We start from the raw sequence: 26,678 nt of genomic DNA on the forward strand, positions 1-26,678 counted from the left end.
TTAAAGTGACTGCCCGTCGAACCCCCCACTCGACAGGCGGAGATTTCATGACCATTGCACGCAGGTCCATCCTGAAGGGCACCTCGGCGGCCGGCGCCGCCCTCGTGGCAGGCACGGCGGCGGCCGCGCAACCCGCGGCCGCCCAGCCGGCCGACGACGCGCCCGCCGGCCCGCTCCTGCAGACCACCCCGCACCGCGCCGGAACGGCCTCGGTGACCGGGCTGCACCTGCAGTTCGGCAGCGACGCCAGCACGGAGATGACCGTCTCCTGGCTCACCCCGCAGTCCGTGCGCCGACCACAGGTGCGGTACGGCTCGCCGGACGGCGGGCTCGGCCGGGTCGTCCAGGCCGAGACCCGCACCTACCGGGACTCGATCGACAAGGTCGAGGTGTACGTCCATCACGCGCGGCTCACCGGCCTGCGCCCGGGCACCACCTACCTCTACAGCGCCGGCCACGACGGTGCCAACCCCGAGACCGGCACCTTCACCACCGCCCCGCGCGGCCGCAGCCCCTTCACCTTCACCAGCTTCGGCGACCAGGCCGCGCCCAACCTCCGCCGCCGGATCACCTTCCCCGACGGCATGCCCTCCCCGCTCGGCAAGTACCCGGTGTTCATGAGCAGCCAGGTCGGCACCGCGGCCTCCGCCGACATCGTCGCCGCCGTCGAACGGGTCGGACCGCTGTTCAACCTCATCAACGGCGACCTCTGCTACTCCTCCTACGCCGGCCGCCACGGCCAGAGCCGCACCGCCACCTGGGCGGACTGGTTCATCAGCAACAGCCGGTCCACCCGGCTGCGGCCCTGGATGCCCTGCGTCGGCAACCACGAGAACGAGGGCGGCAACGGCCCGATCGGTGCGACCGGCTACCAGGCCTACTTCACGCTCCCCGACTCCTCGGCCTCCTCCGACGAGGAGACCCGGGGCATGTGGTACGCCTTCACCGTCGGCTCGGTGCGCTTCATCAGCCTCGCCAACGACGACGAGGCCATCCAGAACTCCGGCGACGTCTACCTGCGCGGCTACTCCGGCGGCGCCCAACGGCGCTGGCTGGAGCGGGAGTTGCGCGCGGCGCGGAGCAGCCGGGCGATCGACTGGATCGTGGTCTGCATGCACCACCCGATGATCTCCAGCTCGATGCACGGCTCCGGCAGCGACCTCGGCCTCCGTGAGACCTGGGGCCCGCTCTTCGACGCCTACGGGGTCGACCTGGTGGTGTGCGGCCACGAGCACTACTACGAGCGCTCCCACCCCGTCCGCGGCACCCTGCCCAACGACACCCGCACCCCGGTGCCGACCGACACCCGCACCGACCTGGTCGACACCGGGCGGGGCACGGTCCACATGATCATCGGCGCCGGCGGCAACGCCGCCACCACCCAGGACGACCTCTTCGAGAAGCCCAAGGGCCGGGTGGTCGTCGGGCTGGAGGACCCGAAGCCGGGCGCGCCGTACCGGGAGTCGATCTGGGTCACCGAGGACGCGCCCTGGGCCGCCGTCCAGGACCGCACCCACGCCCACGGCTTCGCGGCCTTCGACGTCGACCCGGGCGACCGGCGCGGCGGCACGACCACCATGAAGGTCACCTACTACACCTTCGACGGGCCGCACGGCGACCTCACCCCGGTGGACACCTTCACCCTGCACCGGCGCCGGACCGACGGGCGCGACGGCTGATGGCCGACCGGGCTGCCCGGCGGCGGGCGGTTGACGGCCGGGTGGCCCGGTAGCGGGTGGCTCAGCGCCGGAACAGGCCGGTGAGCGCGCCCCACCAACCGCGGCGCTGAGCCGGGACCGTCGGGGCAACCGTCCCGGCCGTCCCGGCCTGCTCGGCGCCGCGAGGTGCCGGGACAGCCGGCTGCGCCGCCCCATCCTGTTGGGCCTGCTTCGCCTCGGCCTTCGCCTGGTCGGCCTCCGCCTGTTCCGCCTCGGCAACCGACACCGGGTCCGGCTCGATGTCACGGGCGGTGAACTCCACCGGCAGCGCCGTCAGGTGACGGGAGATCCAGGCCGAGCTCCAGGTCAGCTCCTCCTCGGGCACCGCGAGCCGGACGTCCGGCAGCAGGGTGAGCAGGATGTCGATCCCGGCCTCGGCGACGTGCCGCCCGATGTCCTGGCCGGGGCACTCGTGCGGGCCGGCACCGAAGGACAGGTGGGAGCGGTTGCCGTACAACGGGGCCGCCAGGTCGGGCCGGACCACCGGGTCGACGTTGCCCGCCGCGAGCCCGAGCAGCAGCATGTCCCCGGCGGCGATCCGCTGACCGCCCAGCTCGGTGTCCGCGGTCGCCCAGCGGCCGGCCACCAGGGACATCGGCGGGGAGTCCCAGAGCACCTGGTCCAGCGCCTCGCCCAGGGTCATCTGGCCGCCGGAGAGGTGGGCGCGGAACCGCGGGTCGGTGAGCACCATCTTCAGCGAGTCGGCGATCAGGTTGACGGTGGTCTCGTTCGCGGCCAGCAGCACCACCCGCAGGTGCTCCAACACCTCGTCCTCGGTCAGCCCGGCCGGGTGCGCCAGCAGACGGCTGGTCAGGTCGTCACCCGGGCTCTCGAGCCTGATGGCGATGGTCCGGCGCAGACCGGCGACCACGTACTCGTTGCTGGCGATCGCCGTCTCGGTGCCCTTCATCAGGTCCCGGGCGGCGGTCACCAGTTGCGGCCCGTACTCGTCCGGCATGCCGAGCAGCTTGGTCATCACCAGCATCGGCAGGTGCTCGGCGAACTGGGAGATCAGTTCGGCCCGGCCGGTCGGCCCGACCACCTGGACCAGGTCGGTGGTGAAACGGCGGACGTGCCGTCGGATTCCGCGCCGGTCGAAGCCGTTCAGGCCGTCCAACAGCGCGCCGCGCAGCCGGCGGTGCTCGTCGCCGTCCGCGAACACGCAGATCGGCTGCCAGGCGACCACCGGCAGCAGCGGGGAGTCCGACGGGACCTCGTTGTCGCGGAAGGCGTTCCACAGGCGCGAGTCCCGGGAGAACAGCGAGGGGGTGCGCATCGCGGCGATGTTGGCCCCATGGCCGAGCACCAGCCAGGCCCGGTGGTCGCCGTGCAGCAGCACCGGGGCCACCTCGCCGTGCTCGGCGCGCAGCTTCTCGTACAGGCCCGCCGGGTCGGTCTCGGCCTCGGGCCCGTACAGGCGGCGCAGGCCGTCGGGGCCGGTCGGGGCGGTGCCGCCGCCCGCGTGGGCCGGGCAGCCGGGCGGCGGGGCGCTGGGCGGCACGGGGCGTGCGGGGGTGGTGGGTTCGGGGAACGGGGTGGTCACGGGGGTCTCCGGTCGCGGGTGGGTTCGGTGACGGGCGGTCGGGGGAGGGGGAGGGGGCGGTCGGGCGGGCCGCGGGGGGACGGCCGATGGGCTCAGCCGGTGGACGGGGCGGCCAGCTCGTACAGGTAGTGCATCAGCGTCATCAGGGTGTCCCGGCTGGACTCCCGGCTGCGCGCGTCGCAGGTGACGATCGGTACCTCGGGCGGCAGGTCCAGCGCTTCCCGGAGCTCGTCGACCGGGACGGACGGCGCCTCCGGAAAACCGTTGACGGCCACCACGAAGGGCACGCCGCGCTCCTCCAGCCGTCCGATCACCTCGAAGCTGACCTCCAGCCGGCGGGTGTCCACCAGCACCACCGCGCCCAGCGCGCCCTCGAACAGTCCGTTCCAGAGGAACCAGAACCGCTCCTGGCCCGGGGTGCCGAAGACGTAGAGCACGAGCCGGTCGCTGATGCTGATCCGGCCGAAGTCCATGGCCACGGTGGTGGAGGTCTTCTGCTCGACCCCGGTCGGGTCGTCCACCCCGACCCCTGCCTGGGTCATGGTCTCCTCGGTGGTCAGCGGGCGGATCTCGCTGACCGCGCCGACCAGCGTCGTCTTGCCGACGCCGAAGCCGCCGACGACCACCACCTTGACCGCCGTGGTGACGGTGTCCGGCAGCAGGTCCTCGCCGGCCGGCCCGACCACCGTGTCAGAGCCGCTGAAGTCCATGGATCACCGCCTCCAACAGGGCACGGTCGGGGAGCTCCGCCGCTGGCACGGCGGAGCTGCGGGCCTCGATCAGCCCGTCGTCGAGCAGGTCCGCCAGCAGGACGGTGACCACGCTGACGGGGAGCTCCAGGTAGGCGGAGACCTCCGCGACCGAGAGCGGGGAGCGGCACAGCCGCAGGATGGCGGCCTGCTCCGGCTGGTGGGCGGGGGTCGGCTCGGCGCGCGAGACGATCAGGGTGACCAGGTCGAAGACCCCCGGCCCGGAGGGACCGCTGCGGCCCCGGGTGATGACGTACAGCCGGTCGGGCTCGGGGCCGTCCCAGCCACCCTTCTCGGCCGTCATGCCACCGCCTCACTGTGCTCGTTCATGTGCCCGTCCCGCGGTCGGAGCCCGCTGCGGCAGGCCGGGCCGGCGGCTGGTTCACGCCACCACCTCGGGGTTGCGCGGCGGGGTGGACAGGTGCTCGCCGATCCTGGCGACCAGGTCGCGCATCTGGTGGCTCACCAGCCCGGCGTCCACGCCCTCGTCCGCGAGCACCGCGAGGTAGGCGCGGTCGCCGGCCGCCATCAGGTAGAAGTAGCCGCCGTCCACCTCGATCACCACCAGCCGCATCGAGCCGTCGCCGTTCGGGAACTCGTGGCCGATCGCGCCGGCCAGGCTCTGCAGCCCGGCGCAGGCAGCGGCCAGGCGGTCGGCGGTGTCCGGGTCGGTGCCGTACTGGGCGATCCGCAGGCCGTCGGCGGACAGCACGATGACGTGGCGCACGCACGGGACGCTGTGCGCGAGATCGTTGAGGATCCAGTCCATGTTGTTGCGGTGCGGAATCACTGCTCGCCCTTCCCTGCCGTCTCTTCACTGGTGTGTGCGGCGCTGGTGTGTCCGGCACCCGCCTGCCCGGAGCCCGTCCGTCCGGAGCCCGTCCACCCGGGATCCGTGGTGCGTCCGCCGTCGCCGGCGGGTCCGGCACCCGCCGGAGCGGACGGGCTCGGCCCGGTTCCCTTGATGCCCTCCATGAACGCCTCCAGCCACAGGCCCGGCTGCTTCGGCTCCTTGGCCGGGCGCGTCGCCTGGGCCGGTGGCACGGCCATCGGCCCGGCCGGCTGGGCCATCGGCCCGGCGGGCTTCGCGGCGGCGCGCGAGGCCCCGCCGAAGCCACCCCGCGGCATCATCGGTCGGCTCCGCCGGCGCTGCGGCAGGCCGTTGGGCGTCCACTCGGTCACGATCACCTCGTCGTCCCCGGCGCCCGGACCGGCAGGCCCCCACGGGTTGGTCGAACCGTAGGACGGTCCGACGCCGGCCGAGGTCGTCCGGGTGCCCCAGGGGCGGCCCGGGGCCGCGTGCCGGGGCGGGTTCGCGGGGAGCGGGCGGGGGCCGGAGAAGGCGCCGATGCCGTGCGCCCGCCCGGTCGGCGGCGCCGTGGTGAGCAGTTCCTGCGGCACGACCAGCACCGCCCGCACGCCGCCGTACGCGGAGCGGCGCAGTGAGATCTGGAAGCCGTACGCCTGGCAGAGCCGGCCGACGATGGCGAAGCCCAGCCGGGGGGACTCGGTGAGGTCGTCGAAGTCCTTGGAGACCATCGCCTCGCGGATCGAGCGCTCGGCGCGGATCCGGGCCTCGTCGGTGAGTCCGAGACCGCCGTCCTCGATCTCGATCGCCATCCCGCTCTGCACCTCGGAGGCGCTCAGGTGCACGTGGGTGTGCGGCGGGGAGTAGCGGGTGGCGTTGTCGAGCAGCTCGGAGACGGCGTGGATCAGCGGCTCGACGGCCGGTCCGGTGACCGAGATCTGCGCCACCGGGTGCAGGTCCACCCGCTGGTACTCCAAGATCCGGGACATGCCGCCGCGCAGCACGCTGTAGAGCGCGATCGGCCTGGTCCACTGGCGGCCGGGACGGGCGCCGGACAGGACCGCGATGCTGTCGGCCAGGCGGCCGGTCAGGGCGTTGCCGTGGTCGAGGCGCAGCAGGTCGTCGAAGACCGCCGGGTCGTTGCCGTGCCGGTCCTCCATCTCCCGCAGGTCCTTGGCCTGCCGGTGGATGATGGCCTGCACCCGGCGGGCGATGTTGACGAAGGCCCGCTCGGCCGAGTCGCGGCGGCTGACCTCGTCGTCGACGGCCTTGGCGACGGCCTCGGCGACGGCGATCAGGGACCGGCGGAACCTCGGCGAGACGGGTGCGTCGCTCTCCTCCAGCGGGCGGGTCAGGACGTCGAAGGAGTACCCGTACCGGGCCCCGGCGACGATCCGGCGCATCTCGCGCCGGGCGAGCCGGTCCAGCTCGTCCTCCTGTCCGGCCAGCCGGCGTTGGAACTCCTCGACCTGCCGGGCGTGCCGGTCGCGCGTCTCGCGCAGCACCTGCCAGCGGCGTGCCGACTCGGCGGCCACCACGGCCACCAGCACGGTGGCCGTCGCCCCGCACCACAGCACCTCGGCCCGGGCCCCGGCGGACACCACCGCCGCGGCGACCGCCACGGCCGCCGCCATCACGGCCGTCGGCAACAACCAGCCGAGCAGGGGCGCTCGGCGCCGTCTGGCGAGTGACGATCCAGCTCGAAGCATTCAGCATCCTCAAACGATCGGAACAGCAGGGGGACAGAAAGGGGGACGGACAGGGGGACCGGCTCCGCGGGAGTGGTGGTGCAGCATAGCCAAGTTCAGGACATCCTGACCGAAAGTCAAAAATACCGTCCCGCAACCGACTTGCCGCAATCATCCGGGCAACACCGACATCTCGTACACCAGTTGCAACCCGGAGCGGAGACCGCCCTCCCACCAGGCTTCTCGCCCCGCCGCTCGCGCGCCGCCGACCCGCCCCGGATTCGCTCATGCGAAGGGTTTCCACGCCAAGTCCCGCCACATCGCGGCGAGTTCGTGCTAAGTGAGGTGAACCCGGTCAACCAGCGGCGTGACAATCACCCGGAAGAGGATTCGCGGCCGGGCCCGGCGATCCGCACCACGAGGCCCCGATTCCTCGGCGTGGGGTGCGCCACTCCTCTTAGGGTCGTCGCATGGACGATCACGACAGCCGAGCGCCGGGCCCACTCGGCCGGACCCTGCGCCACCTCATGGGCGACGCGGTCTGGACCGGCATGCTGGCGGACGCGTTCGAGCGCCGGCACCCGATCGGCACCACCCTGTTGCGCCAGGGCGAACCGGGCACCCACGTCCTCGCCCTGCTCGCCGGAGTGGCCAAGGTCAGCCGGCGGGAACGCAACGGGGACGTCCGGCTGCTGGCGTTCCGCGGCCCGGGTGAACTCCTCGGGGAGGTCGCCGTCCTGGACGACGGTGTCCGCTCGGCCAGCGTCGAGGCCATCTCGGACTGCACGGTCGCGGTCGTCGCCAGAGCGGCCTTCCTGCGCTTCGTCGCCGAGCGCGAGCTGTTCCCGGTGCTGGTCCGCTATGCCATGGGCCGGCTGCGGGAGTCCGACCTGGCCCGCGCCGGCGGCGACGTCGTACCCCGGCTCGCGGCCGCCCTGGTCGCCCTGGCCGACCTCTCCGCGGCCCCGACGCCGACGGCCGGCCGCCGCATCGAACTCGCCCTGACCCGGGACGAACTGGCCCAGCACCTCGGCGTCTCCCGCAACACCGTCACCGCGGCCCTGGCAGCCCTGGCCGCCCACCGCGTCGAAGCCGGCCGGAAGTCCATCGCCCTGGACGACCTCCCCGCCCTCCGCCGCGCCGTCTCCTCCCTGCGTGGCTGACGGCCTGTTGACCCGCCCATCGATGTGACCTCCGTCACCCGTCTTCTGCACTGAGTGAGCACACGGAACGACGCTGCGTCGCGAAGCTTGATGGCGCAAGGTCAGCACCGAACCAACGAGGAGCAGAGATGACGGAGTTCGACCAGCCGATGCCCGAGGCCAGCGCCCTGCCGTACAGCCGCAGCCGGCAGCTCCCGCCGTACCGGGGCATCGTCGCCGTGGACGCCAAGGACTTCACCGGGTACCCGGCGATCGAGCACGGAGTGATCAGCGAGGCCGTGCCGCAGCTGCTCGAGCGGTCCTTCGGGAAGGCCGGGCTGGGCGAGGTCTGGCGGGACCGGCGCTTCCCCAACTCGACCGGTGACGGGTACGTGTTCGGCTTCGACCCGGCCCGGATGCCCTTCCTGATCCACCCCTGGCTGAACACCCTCCAGGAGGTGCTCGCCGAGTTCAACGTGCAATCGGTCGGGGCGGTGCGGGTCCGGCTTCGGGTCAGCCTCCACATCGGCCCGCTCCCCGACGCCGGCGGCGAGTTCGACGGCAACGGCACCCCGCGCAACGACACCCACCGGCTGCTCGACTCCCGCCCGGTGAAGGCCGTGCTGGCCGCCTCCAGCGAGAGCATCACCCAGGTTGCCGCCATCCTGTCCGACCGGTGCTACCAGGACGCGGTGGCGAGCGGCTACACCGGGCGCCACCCCGACCACTTCATCGAGGTGCCGGCGACCGTCGAGGGCAAGCGCTTCGACCAGCGGGCGTGGCTGTACGTGCCCACGCCCTCCGGGAACCTGTACGACCGCCGGATCCTCGGCGACGCCGTCGTCGCGGAGCACGAGGGGCGGGACGGCCGGAAGGCGGACCGGCCGACGCAGGGGCGCCGGGCGCCGAGGGCGGTCGTGACGCAGCGGGGCGACGGCAGCAACCTGAACAGCGGCACGGTGTACGGCGGCCAGAGCGTCACCAACGCGGGACGCGACTCCTACGGCGGCTTCGGCGGCGACTTCGTCCAGGGCAACAAGAGCGGTGACACGGTCCACGGCGACAAGAACGAGCACCACCGGTGAGCGGTGACGAGCGCCCGGCCATCGAAGGGCCGTCGGGCGCACCGGACGACTTCGACCCCGACTTCGGCATCGACGACGACCTGGCGGACCGGTTCGCCGCCTGGAGAGGGGACCAGCCGTTCATCTTCGCGCCGGGCGGCAACATCAACACCGGTTCGGTGCACGGGGACCAGCGCGTCGAGAACGGCGGCGTCGGGGCCGCCCCGGGCGGCGGCGAGCGGGTCGAGGCGCAGGACGGACCCATCTCATCGACGGAGATCCTGGCCGCCCGGACCGGTTTCGCGGAGCCGGACTGCTTTCCCGAGGGGCTGAGCGCGCTCGGCACCCGGTTGCTCTTCCTCGCCGGTGAACCCGGCACGGGACGCCGCACCACAGCTCTCAACCTGCTGTTCACGGGCAGCGGGAACGCCATGGCCCTGCGCGCCCTCGACAGCGACTCGGACCTGTCGTCCTGGCGGCCCACCCACAGTGAGGCCAGCGGCTACCTGGTCCACGGGCTGTCGCCCGCCGTTCCGCTCGGTCCCACGGCGATCGCCAAGCTGCGCGCCCGCCTGGACGCGGCCGACGCCCGCATGGTGGTGCTGCTGCCGCACGACCCGGGTGTGCTCCGCCGTCTCATCCGCGAGATGGACATCAGTCCGGTGCGCTACCTGCCTCCGTCAGCGCGTGCGGTCTTCGACGCCCGGCTGGAGGCCGTACTGCCCGACGAGGGGCGACGCCGGGACCTGCTGGACCGGCTGGGGCCGGACCTTGACGAGCTGCTGGCGCCCCAGTTGGTGCCGGCCCAGGTCGCCGAGCTCGTCGACGAGGTGACCCGGGACGGTGAGGACGGCCCCGAACTGGCCGACCTCGGCCAGCGGCTCAGCTTCCGTGCGGAGACGGAGGTCCCCGACCTCCTGAATAAACTCCGTGAGGACCCCGACGCACTGGCTTTCCTACTGGTGACGAGCGTCCTGGAAGGGCTCGACCACCGCATCGTCCGGGAGGAGGCCGACCGCTTGCTCAAGCTGGCGGACGGCCGCCTGGACGCGGTGCTGCGGGCGGAAGCGAACGGGGAGGGTGAGCGGGGGCAGGCCGTGCGCGGGGAGCCCCCTCGACCGAATCCGCGGTTCGTCTTCCGGCGCTCGCTGGACGAACTGCTGGTGACGATCCGCGCCGAGTGTTCGCCGGTGGGGGTGCGGGAGACCGCGGGCTACGCCTACACGGTGGAACCGATCCGCTTCAAGCGGCATCGACAGGCGGAGACGGTGCTGCGACATGTGTGGCGGCAGTACGGCGAAGTCTCCGGTCTGCTGACCGAGTGGATGGACAAGGTACCGGGGGCCGAGCCCGAACTGGCCGGACCCGTGGGTCGTGTGATGGGGTTGGCCGCCGGCTGGAGCGGCGGGCGCCGGGCGCTGCGGCACATCCATGAGCTGGCCCGGTCCGACCGAGCGCAGAGCCGCAGCACGGCCGCTTATGCTCTGGGCATCGCGGCTCAGGACCCGATGCTCGCAGGTGAGGTGAAGCACCGGCTCAACACCTGGAGTCATAACGGTGGTTGGCGGCTCCGGTCGACTGTGGCCGACGCCTGTGGCAGGGATTACGGAGCGGCCCGGCCGGAGTTCGCGATCGAGCTGATCCGCCGTTGCTACCGCGGGGAGGAGGAGGACGAGCGCGCGGTTGCCATGGCGGCACGCGGGTCGCTGGAGAGCCTCTTCTCGGGAGGGAACCAGTCGGTGGCGTTCCGGCAGCTCATGAAATGGGCGGGCGAGCCGGGGCGCGACCAGGATCTTGCTCTCTCGGCCTTTCCGGGGTTGCTGTGGAACCCGGTCTGGTTTCAGCAGCAGCTGCGTCCCGAGGGCGAGTTCACCGATGCGGTGTTCTCCTTCATCCGGCGGTCCCTCAATGACGAAGTCCTCTTCCCCGCCACGAAGTACCGACTGCTCGCCTGGTGCGGTCGGGCGGTCTGGGACGAGGAGCTCCGCGCCGACGTGGAGAGGCTGCTCACGGTGCTCGCCGAGGAGATGCGGCCAGGTGAGCTGAGACTGCTGGTCGAGATCGACCGCAGCGACGACCCCGATCTGGTCGGCCGCGACATCGCCCACCGCGCCCTGGAGTCCTGGCGGCACGGCGCACCGCAATCCCACCACTCCGCCCCTGCGTTCGGAGGCCCTCGATGACCCTGGACAGTGACCCGCCCGTCTACACCCAGGCCACCCGTGCCCCCTGGCGGGAGATCCTCCGGCACCGCTGGTCCGGGCGGCGAGACAGCGCCCTGGTCCTGGTGGACCGAGCAGGGATGCACCATCAACTGGGGCCGAGCCGTCCGCGACCGGCTGACGTGGGGGAGGACGGCGGCTCCGCCCGGAGGTTGGGGCTGAGCGGCTTCGACCGGGCGTACCTGGTCAAGCTCGACGAGCGTCCGGGCCTCCGCACGGTCGGCCTGCCCACCCCGTACGGTACGGAGTCGGTGGAGGTCCACGTCCTGTGGCGGGTCCACGATGCCGCACAGGTCGTACGGACCGGGACCAGCCGGGGCTGGCTGCCGGTGCGGAAGGACCTCGACCGCCGCCTGCGTCAGCTCAGGGAGCAGTTCGCTGCCGCCCAGAGCAGACTGGGCCCCGACCAACTGCTGCAGTACCTCGCGGCGCCGTACGTTCTGCCCCACTTCGGTCTCAGCTACCGCGTTACGGACGTCTCAGAGCGCGAGCACGGCAACGAACTGCGGCTCGGGGCACCGGACGCGACGGACATGCCGTTCGACTGGATGGCGAAGAGCCAGGAGGAGTACGCGTTCTGCCGACGGTCCGTCCAGGACGGACCGCTCGCGCTTGCCGGGCTGTGGCTCGCCAGGAAGCCCGACGAGGTGCGCGATGTCCTGGACTGGGTGGTGAACCACGCCGACCTGCTCCGCGGCGAGACCACCTGGCAGGACCAGATGGCGCTGATGCTGGGCAAGTTGACGACGCAGGAACAGGAGGAGATCTCCAAGGTGCTGCGCGACCGCCTGGTGTCGCTCGGTCGGCACATCCCCGGGCCTCCTCCGCAGCCCCCGGGGCCGGGCTTCTCCAAGATCCACTCCCACGTCAACGGCTGGGCCGGTGACGTCCCGAACGGGAGCCCGCGGTGACCGGCGCGCGCCTGCGCCGACTGCCGTCCCGGCGACGCACGGGCGCTGGGCCCCGTCGGCGCGCTACGGGCGGGAGCCGCACGTCTGTCGCGCCGATAGCGGCGCCCAGTCCGTCCTCGCTGTCGGCGATGGAACGCCTGATGGCGGCCAACAGCGCGGAGCTCGTCCGGGCCGACACCAAGGCCGCTGTGTTCCTGGCCTTCACCGGGGCGGTGATCGCCACCTTCGTCCCCCTGGACGGCGGTGCCGGGTCCGACTCCCTGGTCTGGACGGTGCCGCTCCTGCGGTGGGGTGCCGTGGCCAGCGCCCTGTTGGCGGTCGGCTGCTTCGCCTCCGCGCTGGTGCCGCGTCACCGCAGGGGTCGGCGGGGTGGTGCGGCCGGGCCGGGGTACTTCGAGCACATCGCCCCGGGGGCGGGTGCGGACCGGCTGCGCCGCGCCTTCGAACGGGCCGGGCACGACCCGGCGGGTCCGCTGCTCTCGGCGTTGGCCGGCACCAGCGCGATCATCCGCGTGAAGTACCGCTGGATCGAGGCCGGTACGGTCCTGCTCCTGCTGGCGCTGCCGCAGTTCGCGCTCACCCTCCGGCCGCTGTGACGGCGGGCCGCTGACGGGCCCGGCCGCACCACCACGGCCGGGGCCGGTGGCACGATCGAAGGCAACACCTGTTGCGCGGTGAGGCAATGATGGTTGACGGGCTGCGGCACAGGTCCGTACAGTGCCGGGCCATGGACACGGACGATCTTGGTCGGCGGGTGGCGGAGGATGTGGCCGGTGGCGGCGGGGTGGAGGGACTGCGGCGGCTGTCAGGGGTGATCGAGGCGCTGGAGGAGCGGCGGACGGAGCTGGTGGAGGAGCTGCGGCGCGGGCGGGAGGCGACCTGGGAGGAGATCGGGCGGGCCTGCGGGATGACGCGGCAGGGCGCGACCAGGCGGTGGGCCGGGCGGCTGCGGGCGCGGTCGTTCGGGGTGGCGGCGGACGCGTACCAGCACGGACGGCCGGGCTATCCGCAGGCGCTGATCGGCTCGGCGGTGCCCCGGGATGCCCGCAGGGTGCTCGATCTGGGCGCCGGGACGGGCAAGTTGACTACTCTGCTGGTCGACGCGGGCCTGGACGTGGTCGCGGTCGAACCCGACGAGGGGATGCGGGCGCGGCTGGCCGCGGCGGTGCCGAAGGCGGCCGTCCGGGCGGGCTCGGCCGAGCGCATCCCGCTGCCGGACTCCAGCGTGGACGCCGTCGTGGTGGCGCAGGCCTGGCACTGGTTCGACCCGGCGGCCGCGGTGCCGGAGATCGCCCGGGTGCTCGCCCCCGGCGGCACCCTCGCACTGGTGTGGAACGTCCGGGACGAGTCCGAACCCTGGGCGGCCGCCCTCGGCGTGCTGATGCACCGTGCGGCGCCGCCGCGGATCGACACCAGGCCGGTCCTTCCGGCGCCGTTCGGTGCGCCCGAGCGGCTGGAGATCGGCTGGGAGCACGTCACCACCCGGGCCGGGATCGTCGACATGGTCGCCTCGCGCAGTTACGTCATCGCGCTGCCGGAGCAGGAGCGGGTGCGCCTGCTGGCCGACGTCGAGCAGCTGCTGGCCACCCACCCGGACCTGGCCGACCGCGAGGAGATCGCACTGCCGTACGTGACGAGGTGCACCCGTGTCCGTCTCGGCTGAGCGCGGTCGGCATCCCGCGGCGGGGCCTGCCGCACGGCCCGTGGTGCTGCGCCGTCTGCGCGTCGCGGACGCCGAACCGTACCGGGCCTTCCGGCTGTCGGCGCTGCGCGAGACACCGAGCGCCTTCACCTCCAGCCACGCCGAGGAGGCCGGCAAACCGCTGTCCGCGACGCTGCACCGGCTGGCCGGGGCCGAGCACGGGCCCGGCGCGCTGATCGGCGCCTTCGACGGCACCGGCGCGCTGGTCGGCACCGCCGGGCTGAAAGTCCCGCAGCGCCGCCAGGAGCGGCACAAGGGCACGCTGTACGGCATGGCGGTGGCCCGCAGCGCCGCCGGCCGGGGGATCGGCCGCGCCCTGGTGCGGGAGGTGCTGCGCACGGCGGAGCGGGACGGGCGGCTGCGGCAGGTGCTGCTGACCGTCTCGGAGGGCAACGAGCCCGCCCTGCGGCTCTACACCGCCTGCGGCTTCGAGGTGTGGGGGCGCGAGCCGAGGGCCGTCCTGGTCGACGGACGGGCGGTCGCGAAGCTGCACATGGTGCGCCTGCTGGACGGGGGCGAGGACGAGGACGCCCCGCCGGAGGTGCTGGCCGACGCGATCCGCCGGGTCGCGGCGGGGGAACGGGTGGTGGACCCGGAACTGGCCGCCGCGACCCTCGCGGCGGGCGTCTCCCCGCTCACCGCCCGGGAGCGCGACGTGCTGAACGCCTCCCGCTCGGGCGCCGGGGTGGCCGAGATCGCCGCCAAGCTCTACCTGTCCGAGGGGACGGTCCGCAACTACTCCTCCTCGGCCATCGCCAGGACCGGAACCCGCAACCGTACCGAGGCCCTGCGGGTCGCCGACGAGCGCGGCTGGCTCTGACCGTGTCCGGGGCGACGGCACCCGGCCGTCGGTCCTCGGCGATCGGTCTCCGTCGGCCTCCGGCCGTCGGCGAACTCAGGTCGCAACGGTCCGGATGGTATGGACAGGGCCAAGCGTGCCGAGCGTGCCGCGCGTCCGGCAGAGGCGGGCGGCACGCTCGGCGTCCGGTCAGCGGGCGAACTTCGCGATGGCCGCCGGGGTGACGGGGGTGAAGAAGTTGACGAGGTTCCCGTCGGGGTCGCGGAACAGCAGTGAACGGTTGCCCCAGGGCATCGTGGTGGGCTCGGTGACGAAGTCCGTGACGAACCCGGCCAGGTCGCGGGCGACCCGGTCCACGTCGTCGACGAGGAACTCGGTGATCACGCTCTGATTGGCTGCCGGCCGGGCGGAGCCGGGGGCGAACAGCGGGACGGTGCGGGTGCCGGCGATCGCGAGGGTCGCGCCCGTGGTCCGGAGTTCGGCGAAGTCCTCGGTGGCCCACTGCGCCCGGACCGCCAGGGCCCGCTCGTAGAAGTCGACCAGCCGGGCGACGTCGCCGGTGATGATGCGGATCGAGACGAATTCCATGGGTTGCTCTCCTCGGTCGTGCCGGACCGGAAGCGGCCGCGGTCGTGCGGCCGTCCGGGTGTCCGGTCGTGCGTTCGGCAGCGTAGGAGGAATAGTGGACAGAATCGGTCCTCTAATCGGCCTAGGCTGTCCTCCATGTCCAGACCCACCGGCCGTGTACTGACCCTGCTGGAACTGCTGCAGTCCGGCGGCACCCGTACGGTGGCCGAGCTCGCCGACCGGCTCGGCGTGGACGGCCGGACCGTGCGGCGCTACGTGGACCACCTGATCGACCTCGACGTGCCGGTGGAGTCCGTGCGCGGCCGGTACGGCGGCTACCGGCTCGCCTCCGGGCACCGGCTGCCCCCGCTCATGCTCGGCGACGACGAGGCCCTGGCGGTGCTGCTCGGCCTGCTCGCCGGCCCCCGGGCCGGACTGGCGACGGCCGAACGCACGGCAGGTGAGACCGCGGCGGCCAAGATTCGGCGGGTGCTGCCCCGGCACGTGGCCAGCCGGCTCGACAACCTTCTGGAGTCGCTCTACTTCACGGACCGGCCCGGTGAGGCGGTCCCGCCGGAGACCGGGGTACTGCTCACCCTCGCCGACGCGGTGCGTCACCGGAGGCCGGTCGCGGTCCGGTACACCGACCGCAACGGCCGCCCCAGCGAGCGCACCCTGCACCCGTACGGGATCGTCGCCCACGCGGGCCGGTGGTACGTCACCGGCGCGGACGCGGGGATCGGCGAGGACCGCACGCTCCGGCTGGACCGGATCACGGACGCGAGGGCCCTGCCCGGCGCCTTCGACCAGCCGACCGGGCCCGACCCGGCCGAACGCGTCGTCTCGGGCCTGGCCACGGCCGACTACCGGCACGAGGTGACGCTGCGTGTCCACGCGACGCCCGAGCGGATCCGCCGTCACCTCCCGGAGAGCGTCGCGATCCTGGCCGAGCCCGAGCCCGAGCCCGAGCCCGAGCCCGCGCACTTGCCCGAAGCCGAGCGCTTGCCCGAGCCCGCCGGGGAACACGAACACGAAGACGGACACGAGTACGGAAACGGACATGAACCGGAGGCGGAGGTCGGCCCCGCGCGCTGGGTGCGCGTAGAGCTCCGGGCGGAGCGGCTCGACTGGCTGCCTCCGGTGCTCGCCGCGATCGACCGGCCCTTCGTGATCGAACGCCCCGCAGAGCTGCGGGACCTCGTCGCGGCCCTCGCCGACCGCCTCGCCTCGCACGCCCGTCGGACCTGACGGAACCGCAGCACCCGTCCCCGGACCGACGCTGATCCTGCAACCGCATCTGCTGACGGATGTCGTGCGGGGCTCGTTGGTGTATCTGTGTGCCGATGAGTTGACGGTTGAGCAGGTCGAGTCGTGGTTCGAGGGGATAGCCGGGTTCCATGCCCGCATCGCGCATCGTTTTGGCAGGTCGGAGCCCCGCGATCGGGCGCTGAACTGAAATGGATGTTGCAGCGCGCGATCGACGCCCGCGTCCCGTTCGCCCGGGTGACCGCGGACGAGGCTTACGGCCAGGCCAAGCACCTCAGGTCCTGGCTGGAGGAACGCCGCATCGCGCACGTGCTCGCCACCAAGGTCAACGACACCGTGATCACCGCGGGCTGGGCCGAGGTCCGGGTGGACAAGCTGATCGCGACACTGCCGCGGCAGGCCTGGAAGCGCATCTCCGGAGGCCAGGGCTCCCACGGCGAGCGGATCTACGACTGGGCCCGAGCAGCGATCCAGCCCGTGTGGGAGAACGGCTTCGGACACTGGGTCCTCGCACGCCGCTCCGTCAGCAGTACGTCCGGGCCTTCTTGACTGCGGGTTCGGCCTGCTGGGGGTCGGAGGTCACGGAGAGCAGCTGCTGCGCCTCCCGCAGGGCATCGGCGAGCGGCTGGAACTTGGCGTCCGCCAGGGCAGCCGCCCTGGCCAGTTCCTCGGCGCCGACGAGGCGCGCCACCACGATGTCGAAGGCCTGCCCGCCATCGGTGCCCGGCAGCTGTTCCGGCAGCCGACTCACGGCCGCGCACGCCAACTCGGCGTCGGTGCCCTGGGCCTTACCGGACGCCGCCCCTGACTGGCAGGCCGTCAGGGCCAGCAGTAGACAGACTGCGGCCACAGCCCTTGCCGGACGCCTCATCAGTTCCCCCTGTTCGAAGGCTTCCGCCATCGTCGGGGCTTCGCCCAGGGGACATAAGTCCAATCCCGGCCAGTTTGCACGAAGCGGCAGCCTGCCACTCCACGTGACGTCGCTCTCGCCCGCGCCATACCTGACGAGCTCTACCTCAACCGCCTCGGCGCGTTCTGGCTGTACGGCGGCCACCCCGGGTACAGATCCCCCGGATGCGGTTGCAGTACTGAGCCCCGGTGACGCCCGTGGCCCGCTCCCCGTAGGCGAATTCGAGGGAGCGGGCCACGGTGTTTCCTCAGGGTGCCGGGAGCGTAGCGCGGGGCACTGACAATCCGACCTGGCAGCGTCCGCTCGGCCCCTTCGAGCGGCCCCGGCCCGCCGCGAGCAGGCGCCGTCTCGCCCGCCCGCTGCGGCAAGGGGCGGCGGCCGACTGCGCTCGTCCATGGTCGTCGGCCGAGCGGAGCCGAGCCGAGCCGACTGGGCCGGATCGTCGCAGTGCGCTGTCACAGCCCACTGCGATGATGATCGCCAGAACCGACAGGAGGGGCGCGGAACGTGAACGAGATGGCCGAGCAGGTCGTCCGGCGGATCGCCACGGAGGTCACCGAGCACGCGCCGGAGGGCTGGACCGAGGCGGTGGTGAACTGCACCGCGGGTGTGGGCGGTATCTCGATGTCCGGCAGGTACGCCGTCGACGGGGCGCCCGGGCAGCTGATCCGCCACTTCGGCTTCCACCCCGAGCTGCGGAGCCTGGCGGAGGCGATTCGCGACGCCCGGGGCTGGGAGTGCGTCAGCATGGAGGTCCGGTGGCGGCCGACGGGAGGGTTCGACCTGGTCGCGTTCTCGGACGTGGTCACCAGCGCCCACGGAGTCGGCGCAGGCTTCCAGGTGGTGCTCGACCACGGCTACCGGCTGCCCCAGCCGGGCTTCGCGCAGGAGCCGGGAACGGCCGGTCCGGCCGGCGATCCGGATCTGGCGGTGGCGCGGTTCCACGCGTATCTGGAACGCCGCGCGTCGATCCTGGGACAGCCCGAGGAACTGCCGCCTCCCGTTCCGGCCGCCGCGCTCGACGAGGCCGAACGCCGCCTCGGCCGCCCGCTGCCCGCCGATCTGCGGGCGTTGTACCTGATCGCCGACGGTGACGGCGTCGGCCACGAGAACCTCTGGCTGTTCGGCGACAACACCTGGCTGTCGCTGGAGAACCTGGTCCACGTCCAGGCCGAGTGGTGCGAACCGGACTGGTTCGGCTGGGACCTGGAGTGGGACGCGGTCGTCTTCGACGCCTACCCCGCCGACACCGTCCGGCGCTGTGGCGCGAACCCGGGCTGGCTTCCCTTCGGCTCCGGCCAGGACGCCAACTTCCTGGCCGTGGACACCGCTCCCGCCCGCAACGGCCGACCGGGTCAGGTCATCCGGATGGGCCGGGACCACGACCACGCCCCGCAGTACGTCGCGGACTCGGTGACCTCACTGCTCGGCCACTACCTGGACCTGCTGGAGCAGGGCGCCTACGAGGTGCGGGACGGCTCCATCCGCTTTCTGGATCCCGCCCGCGTCATCGAGCACAACGAGGTCGTGAACGACATGTCGGCGGAGATCCCGCCGACCCTCCAGGACATCCACATCAAGGACACGTCCGGCGCGCTCGACCTCACCCCGCTCACCGCAGCCGCCAACCTGCGACGGCTCCACCACTACGTCGGTGCCACCACCGACCTGGGCCCGATCCGCGCCCTGCCGATCGAGGCCCTGCGCGTCACCCTCGACACCCGCGACGGCGACGACCTGACCCCGCTGGCCGGCCACCGCCACCTCGTCGCCCTGAACCTGGGCACCACGGCCGCGACCGACCTCGCACCGCTGCGCACCGTCCCGAACCTGCGCTGCCTCGACCTCTCCCGAGCCGACGTCCGAGACCTCGCCGTCCTCGCGGATCTCCCCGACCTCCGCTACCTGGCTCTCACCGCACAGCAGTGGTCCGTCCTGCTGGACGAAGGCGACACACCGCCCCACCTCGCTGCCGCACGTCTGGCGGGCGACGACGTCGGCTTCGAGGACGCCCTGGCCTGGTCGGCCCGCCTCGGCCGCAGCAGCGGTGACGCCTTCCGCGTCTCCGGCACCCCCGGCCCCGAGGACGGTTGAGTCCTCCACGTGATCACCCCCGTGGACGGCAGTAGTGGTGGTAGATCCCGCTCCTGGTCACCTTGCCCCGGAAACCCCTCGGTCGACCACCATCGCTCGTCCGCCGCACAGGCGAAATCCCACTGGATCACGCCGGTACCGTTGTCGGTCCTTGCGGCGCCGGCGACATCCGCTCGCCGGGGATGTCGGTCCCGGCTGCGAGGATCGCGGCCATGGATCTCACCACGGCCCTCGCCGGGCTCGACGACCACCCCTGGGCCACCCTCTCGCACGCCTACGGCTGTGCCGAGGACCTGCCCGACCTGCTGCGCGCGCTCGCCGGGAGCGAGGACGAGGCGGCCGAGGGGGCGCTCTCCGAGCTGTACGGCAGCATCCTCCACCAGGGCACCGTGTACTCGGCCAGCGTGGAGGCCGTGCCGTACCTGGCCCGGATCGCCGCCGCCGGGAGACGGACGGCGGACGTGCTGTGCCTGCTGGGCGGGCTGGCCGAGAGCGAGGACGAGTGGCAGGTCCCGGAGGGTGCGGTCCGGGCCGCAGTGGCCGCCCAACTGTCGCTGCTGATACCGCTGTTGGCCGACCCGGACGAGACCATCCGGCTGACCGCCGCCTGGGCCGTCGGCCACACCCGGGACGGCGGAGCCGCGCCGGGCGCCCTGTGGGGGCGCCGGGCGGCCGAGGAGGATCCGGACGTGGCCGCCGAACTGCTCGTCGCCCTCGGCCGGGTGGACCTGAGCGCGGCCGCCGAGGAAGCCCGGGCGCTGCTCGGCGAGGAGACCCCGGTGCCGCTGCGGCTGGCCGCGGTCCTGGTCTGCCTGCGGAACGAGGAACGCTGGGAGGCCGTCCACCACACGGCCGTGCTCGGCCTGCTGCCCGCCCGCGAGCTCACCGTCGACCGCTACAGCATCCACCACGAGGAACTGCTGCACACCGTCGTCGACACCCTGCTGGAACGCGACACCGACGCCGACCGCGAGGCGGCCCTCGACCTGCTGGAGGCCGCCCTGGGCGACCCGCGCCCCGAGGTGCAGGCCGAGGCCCTGTGGGCGGCCGACCACGCCTGCCACATCTCGCGCGGCGCCCCGGCCCGGCTGCTCCCGGCCCTCGCCCCGCTCGCCGCCCAGGACACCGCGGCGAGCCTGCTGGCCAAGCTCGGCCCGCTCGCCGCCGAGGCCGTGCCCGTGCTGCTCGACCTCGCGGGCCGGCCGGAGGACGCGGCGGCCGACCAGGCCCTCGCCGCGCTGGTCCGGATCGATCCCCGGCGGGCCGCCCCGCTGCTGGCCCGCGCCCTGGAGCGGCGCCCCCGCGCCCGCCACGCCGCGGGTGACTCGCGCGCCCCGGCCTTCCCCTTCGACCGGGAACTGCTCGCCGCCGTCCGCGCCCGACTGGCCGTCGACGGGCTGGAGAACAACGAGACCGCCGACCTGGTCCACCTGCTGCGCCGGTGGGGCCCGCGGGCCGTCGCCGGCCTGCCCGAGCTGTGTGCCGTGCTGCCCCACTTCCCCCACGCCGCCTCCGCCGTGGCGGCCGTCGTCGCGGGCGGCCCGCCCGAGGCGCGCGAGCGGGCCGCCGAGGCGCTGCGGGCGGCGGGCGGTCCGCTCCAGGTGGCCCGTGCCCACTACGACGTCACCGGCGAACCCGACCTCCTGCTCGCCGCCGCCACCGAACGGCTGGCGGCCCCGCGTGAGCGGGCCGAGGTGGCCCAGGCGGCCGCCGACCTGGGCCCGGCCGCCGCCGGGCTGCTCCCGGCGCTGCTCGCGGCGGTCAGCGAGGACCCGGAGCCCACCGCCCCGCAGCTGGACGCCGACATCGCGACGGCCCGCGCCGTCTGGCAGATCGACGGCGACGCCGAGGAGGCCGTCCGGATCCTGGCGTCCGTCCTCGACCGCACTGCGGGGAGCCGGCTCTGGGCCCGCTGGACGGTGATCAGGGCGCTGCGCGTCGCCGCCTCCCTCGGGGCGGCCGGCCAGGACCTGATACTCCGCCTGGAGGCGCTGCTCGACGACCCGCAGAAGGCCGCCGGCGCCGCCCGTGCCCTGCTCGACATCGTCGACCCCGACACCGTCGAACTCGACCGCCTGGCCCGGGCCGCGCTCCACTCGGTGGAGACGGGCGCCGACGTCACGGGCGGCTGTGAGGTCCTGCACGCGCTGGGCGCCGCCGCCAGGGACACCGACCTGCACCGGTACGTCGGCGACCTCGTCGAGCGCGACGGCCGGATCGTCACCTCCGGCCTGGCGTACGAGATCATCGGCGAGGACGAGCGGCTGCGCGCCCTCCTGGCCGAGCTGCGCTGACCCGGCCGTGCCGGGCCGCCGGGGTGCCCACCTCCGCTGTCAGTCGCAGGCCGTAGCTTGGGAGGTGTCGGCGGGCCGGTCCCGAACCGACCTCCACCTCCATCGCCCGAAAGGGGACTCCGCCGTGTCCGTCGCCGTGGAAGAGCAGGTCACGTACCTCGAACTGTCCGAGGACGAGGGGAGCGCGCACAAGTTCTACGAAGTGCGGCTCGCCGGCCAGGTGGTGACCGTGCGGTACGGGCGGATAGGCGAGGACGGGCAGAGCAAGGCGACGACGTACCCGAGCCCGGAGAAGGCGGCCGCGTCGGCGGCCAAGAAGATCGGCGAGAAGGTCCGCAAGGGCTACGCCCCGGCCGTCCAGGGCGTGCGCCAGCGCCGGGCGGTGACCAGGCGGCAGATCGTCAGCAGCCGCTCGACCGCCCGTCAGGCACCGCTGCTGTGGCGCTTCCGCTCCGGCTCGCCCGCCTTCGGGATCTTCGTCGGCGAGGAGCACGCCTGGGTCGGCAACGAGCGCGGCGACGTCTACACCCTCACCCACGACGGCGAGGTGACGGCCCGCTACGGTCTGCCGGACGGCGTCAAGTGCATCGTCGCGGACGACTGGTGGATCTACGCCGGCTGCGACGACGGCAAGGTGTACGACCTCGGCGGCAAGGTCCCGCGGGTGGCGTACGAGATCGCCCAGGACGTGGACATCTTCTGGCTCGACATCCACGACGGTGTGCTCGGCGTCGCCGACGAGCGCGGCGGTCTCACCACGGTGGACCACGAGGACGAGTTCCAGTGGCGTCGCCAGGCCGACGGCCGGGCCGGCTGGATGGTCCGCTGCGACGCCGACGGCGTCTACCACGGCCACTCCCGCGGCGTCGCCCGCTACGACAACCGCAGCGGCGACCAGCGGTGGCACACCCCGACCAAGGGCGAGGTGCTGTTCGGCTGGCAGGAGGCCGACGAGGTGTTCGCCGGCACCGGGCGCGGCTGGGTGCACCGGCTGCGCAAGTCGGACGGCGCCGAGGTGGCCGCCTACCGCTGCGACGCCGCCGTCTTCTCCTGCGCGGCCTCCCCGGACGGCGAGTACGTCTTCGCCGGGGACAACCACTCCTCGGTGTACTGCTTCGCCGCCGACGGCACCCGGCTGTGGAAGCTCGCCACCGGCTGCGGCTCGGCGTACAGCATGCAGTACCGCGACGGCCGGCTCTACCTGGTGACCACCGACGGCTCGCTGGCCTGCCTGGACGCCAGCGAGCAGGCGGTGCGGGCGGCCGAGGACGGCACGCTGCCGAAGACCGCAGAGGTCAAGGGCGCGGACCGGGAGCCGGTGCTGGCCGGTGCCGGGCTGGAGACGGTCTCGGTGGCCACGGTCCGGACCGGCGGCGAGGTCGAGGTCGAATGCGTCCAGGACGGCGCCCGGCTGCGGGTGCGGGTGGTCTCGCAGGGCTACGACCCGTCGTGGCGGGTGCAGTTCCCCAAGGACGTCCGGATCGCCGGGGCCCGCTACCTGGTCGCCGAGGTGCGGGAGTCCGCCTCGGGCGGCTTCTACCGGGCGCGCGGTGAGATCAAGCGCCTGCTCTGACCGGGTGGATCCGGTCCGATCCGGTGCCGGGGCGGTCGCACGGGGGTGGCGGCCGCCCCGGGGGCCTCAGGCCAGCCGCAGCACCAGCTTTCCGGTGTTCCCGCCGCGGAAGAGCATCGCGAAGGTCTCCGGGAAGTCGTCCACGGTGCCCTCCACCACCTGCTCCTTGACCTTGATCCGGCCCTGCGCGATCCAGCCGGCGAGCTCGGCGGCCGCCTCCGGGTACCGGCGGGCGTAGTCGAACACCACGAAGCCCTCCATCCGGGCCCGCCGCACCAGCAGGGACAGGTAGTTGGACGGGCCCTGCACGGCGCCCTCGTTGTTGTACTGGCTGATGGCGCCGCAGACCACCACCCGGGCGTGCATCGCCAGGCGGGTCAGCGCGGCGTCCAGGACCGGGCCGCCGACGTTGTCGAAGTAGACGTCGATGCCGTCCGGGGCGTGGGTGCGCAGGGCCTTGCGGACGTCCTCGGCGCGGTAGTCGATCGCGGCGTCGAAGCCCAGCTCCCCGGTGAGCAGCGCGCACTTCTCGGGGCCGCCGGCGATGCCGACCACCCGGCAGCCCTTCACCTTGGCGATCTGGCCCACCAGGCTGCCGACCGCCCCGGCGGCGCCGGAGACGACGACGGTCTCGCCCTCCTTGAGCGCCCCGACCTCCAGCAGCCCGAAGTACGCCGTCATCCCGGGCATCCCGAGGGCGCCCAGGTACGTCGACAGCGGCGCCAGCGCGGGGTCGACCGTGAGCGCGCCCTTCCCGTCCGACACCGCGTACTCCTGCACCCCGAAGGCGCCGACCACGTGGTCCCCGACCCGGAACTCCGGGTGGTTCGAGGCGATGACCTCCACCACCGAACCGGCCCGCATCACCTCGCCCAGCCCCACCGGCGGCAGGTACGACGGCCGGTCGTCGAGCCATCCCCGCATCGCCGGATCCAGCGACACGTACCGCGTCCGCCCGAGGAACTCCCCGTCGCCCGGCTCCGGAACGGCCTCCTCCCCGTGCGCCCAGTCCTCCGGGCGCACCTCCCCGACCGGCCGACTGGCAAGGCGGATCTGACGGTTGACTCCGGGGGCTCCGGCCATGACGTCTCCTGTGGCGCGCTCGGGCTCGACGGTGAACGCGGCCGATTCTAAGCAAGCGCTTGTTCAATGACTAGAGATTGTCCGGATTCGGAGGGTGCGCCTGGTGGCGTGTGCATATGCAAGGGCAGGCGCCGGTAGTCTTTCCGCCGGGTAGCCCCTGAGCGCGGAGACCGGCGCCGGACAGGAGAGCACTACGTGAGCACAGCGCACATTGGCCCGGGCGACTACAGCCGCGTGCCGAACCCGGAACAAGCCCTCAAGTATGCGATTCAGCACATTGCGGGTGACCGCGTCGAGATCGTTGAGGGAGTCATCACCCCTGTGTCGCCGTCCTGGGAACATGAGAACACCGTCGACCTGATCCGGTTGCAGATCGGCCCCCGTCAGCGCGAACTCGGACTGCGCTCGGGCTCTGGCAACCTCGACCTGCCGGGTACCGAGAACTACTACATTCCCGACCTGGCCCTGGTGCCGGTGAAACTGGCCGTGAACAATCCCGGTGCGTTGCTTCCCGACCAGACCGTCCTCGTGGTCGAGGTCACCTCTCCGTCGAACGCTGACACCGACCGGACGGTGAAGCGCCGCCGCTACGCCCAGTTCGGTGCGCCGCTCTACCTCCTGGTGGACCGGCAGGAGCGGGCCTGCACGCTGTTCTCCCAGCCGGGCGCGCTCGGCTACACCCGGGTCGAGGGGCCGCATCCGTTCGGGGTGCCGGTGCGGTTGCCTGAGCCGTTCGAACTCGACCTGGACACCAGCGAGTTCTGAGCCGGTTCCGGTCCGTGAGGTCGGGCCCCGTCGCGAACTTCCCCCGTCACTGACGGAGATCATCGAACTCCCGGCACGGACCGCCCTCACGAAGCACTGCCGGCCGTCAGTGGCGAGGAGGAGAGTCGGGCCGACGGAGCCACTGAAGGAGTGCCGTGCCCGGAGCGGGAAGTCGGACCCGCCGACTTCCCGCTCCGGGTGATGGGTGGCGGCTTTCGGCCCGCCATGTCTGTCTACGGAAGGACAGCCCAGCGCTGGGTCTTGTCCGTGCTGCTCGCCTGCATGACGGTCGCCTGGGTGCTCATGGTGGTGAGGACGCGGCCGGTGGCCTGACAGGTGAAGGGCAGGGTGCCGCTGTCGTTCTGGGTGAGCGTCCACTTCTGCTTCGGGTCCGCGGCGGTGATCGTCTGGACGGCGACCGAGTCGTACTCCCCGAGGGAGGTGAGGGCCCGCGGGGTGGGGCAGCCGTCAAGGCTCGGCACCCGTCTCCGCACCGGTCCCGCCGGCGTGATCAGGATCCACCGCTGGAGTACCAGCGGTCAGCCCTCGCCGGGGGCGGGCTCCGGACGCCAGCCGAGGGCGGGCGCGAGGCGGGTCGCCAGGTCGATGAGTATCTGCACGTAGTCCTCATGCTCGAAGGTGAACGGCAGGGCGAAGGCGACCTCGTCCGCCTCGCGGTAGCCGGCGTGGGCGTGCAGCCGTTCGACGAGTTCCTCGGTCGTCCCGACCAGGTCGGGGGCGAACAGCAGCCGGGCCGGCCCCTGGGGGGCCAGGGTGCGCGGGGTGCGGGCGAGGGCGTAGGCCTGGTACTTGGCGCGCTGCTCGGGGGTGGCGCTGTCGGTGGGGATGACCACCAGGCCCTGGGAGACCCGGGCGCGTTCGCCGTCGGGGTGGCGCTCGCGGAAGGCGCGGATCTGGGCGGCCTGGATGGCGGCGAAGTCGAGCGGCCCCTCGGGGTCCTCCGGCTTCACCACGCTGCTGGTGAGCAGGTTGATCCCCTGCTCGCCGGCCCAGCGGGCCGAGCGCAGGCTGCCGGCGCCGCACCAGAGCCGGGAGGCCAGGCCGGGGGAGTGCGGCTGGACGCGGCGGGAGTACGCCTCGATGCCCTCGGTGCCGGCGAAGCCGGAGGCGTCCTCGCCACGGACCAGGGCGAGCAGCCGCTCGGCGCGCCGGGGGCCGAAGTCCTCCTGCTCGCCGGTGTCCGGGTAGAGCGCGCCGCGCACGTGCTCGTAGTGGGTGGGCCGGCCGACGCTGAAGCCGGGGTTGAGCCGACCGCCGGAGAGCACGTCCACGGTGGCCAGGTCCTCGGCGAGTCGCAGCGGGTTCTCCCAGCCGAGCGGGGTGACGGCGGTGCCGAGCTGGATGCGGCTGGTGCGCTGGGTGGCGGCGGCGAGCACCGCGATCGGGGAGGAGATGCCGTACTGCAGGTGGCGGTGGCGCAGCCAGGCGCTGTCGAAGCCGAGCTGCTCGCCGAGGGCGATGAGGTCGAGGGTGGACTCGTGGCCCCTGCGGGGGTCCGCCTCGTCGAAGAGCCCGATGGTCAGGAAGCCGAGTTTCCGCAGCGGGCGAGGGGTCGGCGACATGGTGGGCTCCGCGGGGTGAGGGGCGGCCCGGGAGGGGCCGGTCGGGGGGTGCTTTCCGAACGTAAGCAGCCGCCGTGGCGTCCGACAAGATCGACGCGCGATCCGGACACCGGCCCGCAACGCGGCGCAACGCTGAGCAATGCGGTGTCACGTGCGGCGGCCCGTGCCCCGTCGCGCGGCGGCTCCCACCCCGCCGC

The 26,678-nt window shown here is 73.1% G+C and carries 23 protein-coding genes and 2 pseudogenes; 15 read left to right on the plus strand and 10 right to left on the minus strand.

Features of this window, described 5'->3' with window-relative positions; genetic code table 11:
* Positions 1-47 precede the first annotated feature (47 nt).
* Positions 48-1,679, plus strand: coding sequence for a metallophosphoesterase family protein (locus tag ABZ449_RS04125; RefSeq protein WP_360339804.1), 1,632 nt, complete (start codon positions 48-50; stop codon positions 1,677-1,679).
* Between the two features lie 61 nt (positions 1,680-1,740).
* Here ABZ449_RS04125 and ABZ449_RS04130 read toward each other — a convergent pair whose 3' ends face one another.
* The 5 genes from ABZ449_RS04130 to ABZ449_RS04150 all read right to left on the minus strand — a co-directional run bounded on the left by ABZ449_RS04130 (position 1,741) and on the right by ABZ449_RS04150 (position 6,527).
* Positions 1,741-3,261: a cytochrome P450 gene (locus tag ABZ449_RS04130; RefSeq protein ID WP_360339807.1), complete on the minus strand. Its 1,521-nt coding sequence runs from the start codon at positions 3,259-3,261 to the stop codon at positions 1,741-1,743.
* Positions 3,262-3,353: 92 nt separating this feature from the next.
* The gene (locus tag ABZ449_RS04135; RefSeq protein WP_360339810.1) at positions 3,354-3,971 is read right to left on the minus strand and encodes an ATP/GTP-binding protein; all 618 of its coding nucleotides are present in this window, start codon (positions 3,969-3,971) and stop codon (positions 3,354-3,356) included.
* Complete coding sequence (locus ABZ449_RS04140) at positions 3,952-4,314, minus strand: DUF742 domain-containing protein (protein ID WP_360339813.1); 363 nt, start codon at positions 4,312-4,314, stop codon at positions 3,952-3,954. The genes ABZ449_RS04135 and ABZ449_RS04140 overlap by 20 nt, the downstream gene beginning before the upstream one ends.
* 78 nt (positions 4,315-4,392) lie before the next feature.
* Positions 4,393-4,800 (minus strand): roadblock/LC7 domain-containing protein, encoded by a 408-nt coding sequence (locus ABZ449_RS04145; protein ID WP_360339816.1) that lies wholly within the window; start codon positions 4,798-4,800, stop codon positions 4,393-4,395.
* A complete protein-coding gene (locus tag ABZ449_RS04150; protein ID WP_360339819.1) occupies positions 4,797-6,527 on the minus strand; it encodes an ATP-binding protein in 1,731 nt (576 codons plus the stop codon). The genes ABZ449_RS04145 and ABZ449_RS04150 overlap by 4 nt, the downstream gene beginning before the upstream one ends.
* A 449-nt stretch (positions 6,528-6,976) precedes the next feature.
* Between ABZ449_RS04150 and ABZ449_RS04155 the strand changes: the two genes are divergently transcribed.
* From ABZ449_RS04155 to ABZ449_RS04190, 8 genes and pseudogenes are all read left to right on the plus strand, one after another.
* Positions 6,977-7,669, plus strand: a complete 693-nt coding sequence (locus ABZ449_RS04155; protein ID WP_360339822.1) for a cyclic nucleotide-binding domain-containing protein — start codon at positions 6,977-6,979, stop codon at positions 7,667-7,669.
* Between the two features lie 128 nt (positions 7,670-7,797).
* Positions 7,798-8,733, plus strand: coding sequence for a hypothetical protein (locus tag ABZ449_RS04160; RefSeq protein WP_360339825.1), 936 nt, complete (start codon positions 7,798-7,800; stop codon positions 8,731-8,733).
* Positions 8,730-10,895: a hypothetical protein gene (locus ABZ449_RS04165; RefSeq protein ID WP_360339828.1), complete on the plus strand. Its 2,166-nt coding sequence runs from the start codon at positions 8,730-8,732 to the stop codon at positions 10,893-10,895. The genes ABZ449_RS04160 and ABZ449_RS04165 overlap by 4 nt, the downstream gene beginning before the upstream one ends.
* Positions 10,892-11,845, plus strand: coding sequence for a hypothetical protein (locus ABZ449_RS04170; protein ID WP_360339830.1), 954 nt, complete (start codon positions 10,892-10,894; stop codon positions 11,843-11,845). The genes ABZ449_RS04165 and ABZ449_RS04170 overlap by 4 nt, the downstream gene beginning before the upstream one ends.
* Positions 11,846-11,985: 140 nt before the next feature.
* Positions 11,986-12,441 carry a Pycsar system effector family protein gene (locus ABZ449_RS04175; RefSeq protein WP_360339833.1) on the plus strand — a complete coding sequence of 152 codons (456 nt, stop codon included), beginning with the start codon at positions 11,986-11,988 and terminating at the stop codon, positions 12,439-12,441.
* Positions 12,442-12,572: 131 nt separating this feature from the next.
* A complete protein-coding gene (locus ABZ449_RS04180) occupies positions 12,573-13,508 on the plus strand; it encodes a methyltransferase domain-containing protein (RefSeq protein WP_360339838.1) in 936 nt (311 codons plus the stop codon).
* 43 nt (positions 13,509-13,551) lie between these two features.
* Positions 13,552-13,983: pseudogene (locus ABZ449_RS04185) on the plus strand (GNAT family N-acetyltransferase); the annotation flags it as partial.
* An 87-nt stretch (positions 13,984-14,070) separates the two neighbouring features.
* Positions 14,071-14,367 (plus strand): annotated as a pseudogene (locus ABZ449_RS04190) (response regulator transcription factor); the annotation flags it as partial.
* A gap of 168 nt (positions 14,368-14,535) precedes the next feature.
* Here ABZ449_RS04190 and ABZ449_RS04195 read toward each other — a convergent pair.
* On the minus strand, positions 14,536-14,934 hold the full coding sequence (locus ABZ449_RS04195; RefSeq protein ID WP_360339841.1) for a VOC family protein: 399 nt from the start codon (positions 14,932-14,934) through the stop codon (positions 14,536-14,538).
* A 135-nt stretch (positions 14,935-15,069) separates the two neighbouring features.
* Here ABZ449_RS04195 and ABZ449_RS04200 point away from each other — a divergent pair, with 135 nt between their 5' ends.
* Entirely contained in the window at positions 15,070-16,161 is a 1,092-nt protein-coding gene (locus ABZ449_RS04200; protein ID WP_360339844.1) for a WYL domain-containing protein, read from the plus strand.
* A gap of 213 nt (positions 16,162-16,374) precedes the next feature.
* Positions 16,375-16,728 carry a hypothetical protein gene (locus tag ABZ449_RS04205; RefSeq protein WP_360339847.1) on the plus strand — a complete coding sequence of 118 codons (354 nt, stop codon included), beginning with the start codon at positions 16,375-16,377 and terminating at the stop codon, positions 16,726-16,728.
* Here the strand turns inward: ABZ449_RS04205 and ABZ449_RS04210 are convergent.
* Positions 16,703-17,050: a hypothetical protein gene (locus ABZ449_RS04210; protein WP_360339850.1), complete on the minus strand. Its 348-nt coding sequence runs from the start codon at positions 17,048-17,050 to the stop codon at positions 16,703-16,705. The two genes, ABZ449_RS04205 and ABZ449_RS04210, sit on opposite strands and share 26 nt — an antisense overlap.
* 555 nt (positions 17,051-17,605) lie before the next feature.
* Here ABZ449_RS04210 and ABZ449_RS04215 point away from each other — a divergent pair.
* The 3 genes from ABZ449_RS04215 to ABZ449_RS04225 all read left to right on the plus strand — a co-directional run bounded on the left by ABZ449_RS04215 (position 17,606) and on the right by ABZ449_RS04225 (position 23,050).
* Positions 17,606-19,183, plus strand: coding sequence for an SMI1/KNR4 family protein (locus tag ABZ449_RS04215; RefSeq protein WP_360340018.1), 1,578 nt, complete (start codon positions 17,606-17,608; stop codon positions 19,181-19,183).
* 212 nt (positions 19,184-19,395) lie between these two features.
* Positions 19,396-21,477: a hypothetical protein gene (locus ABZ449_RS04220; protein ID WP_360339852.1), complete on the plus strand. Its 2,082-nt coding sequence runs from the start codon at positions 19,396-19,398 to the stop codon at positions 21,475-21,477.
* 124 nt (positions 21,478-21,601) lie between these two features.
* A complete protein-coding gene (locus ABZ449_RS04225) occupies positions 21,602-23,050 on the plus strand; it encodes a WGR domain-containing protein (RefSeq protein ID WP_360339854.1) in 1,449 nt (482 codons plus the stop codon).
* Between the two features lie 66 nt (positions 23,051-23,116).
* Here the strand turns inward: ABZ449_RS04225 and ABZ449_RS04230 are convergent, their stop codons facing one another.
* On the minus strand, positions 23,117-24,133 hold the full coding sequence (locus tag ABZ449_RS04230) for an NADP-dependent oxidoreductase (protein WP_360339857.1): 1,017 nt from the start codon (positions 24,131-24,133) through the stop codon (positions 23,117-23,119).
* Between the two features lie 195 nt (positions 24,134-24,328).
* On the opposite strand from ABZ449_RS04230, the gene ABZ449_RS04235 reads away from it, so the two are divergent.
* Positions 24,329-24,898 (plus strand): Uma2 family endonuclease, encoded by a 570-nt coding sequence (locus ABZ449_RS04235; protein WP_360339860.1) that lies wholly within the window; start codon positions 24,329-24,331, stop codon positions 24,896-24,898.
* A 233-nt stretch (positions 24,899-25,131) separates the two neighbouring features.
* Here the strand turns inward: ABZ449_RS04235 and ABZ449_RS04240 are convergent, their stop codons facing one another.
* The gene (locus ABZ449_RS04240; protein WP_360339863.1) at positions 25,132-25,380 is read right to left on the minus strand and encodes a hypothetical protein; all 249 of its coding nucleotides are present in this window, start codon (positions 25,378-25,380) and stop codon (positions 25,132-25,134) included.
* A gap of 57 nt (positions 25,381-25,437) precedes the next feature.
* Positions 25,438-26,481, minus strand: a complete 1,044-nt coding sequence (locus ABZ449_RS04245) for an LLM class flavin-dependent oxidoreductase (RefSeq protein WP_360339866.1) — start codon at positions 26,479-26,481, stop codon at positions 25,438-25,440.
* Between the last annotated feature and the right edge of the window lie 197 nt (positions 26,482-26,678).

The sequence above is a fragment of the Kitasatospora sp. NPDC005856 genome (assembly GCF_040629945.1).
Classification (GTDB): Bacteria; Actinomycetota; Actinomycetes; order Streptomycetales; family Streptomycetaceae; genus Kitasatospora.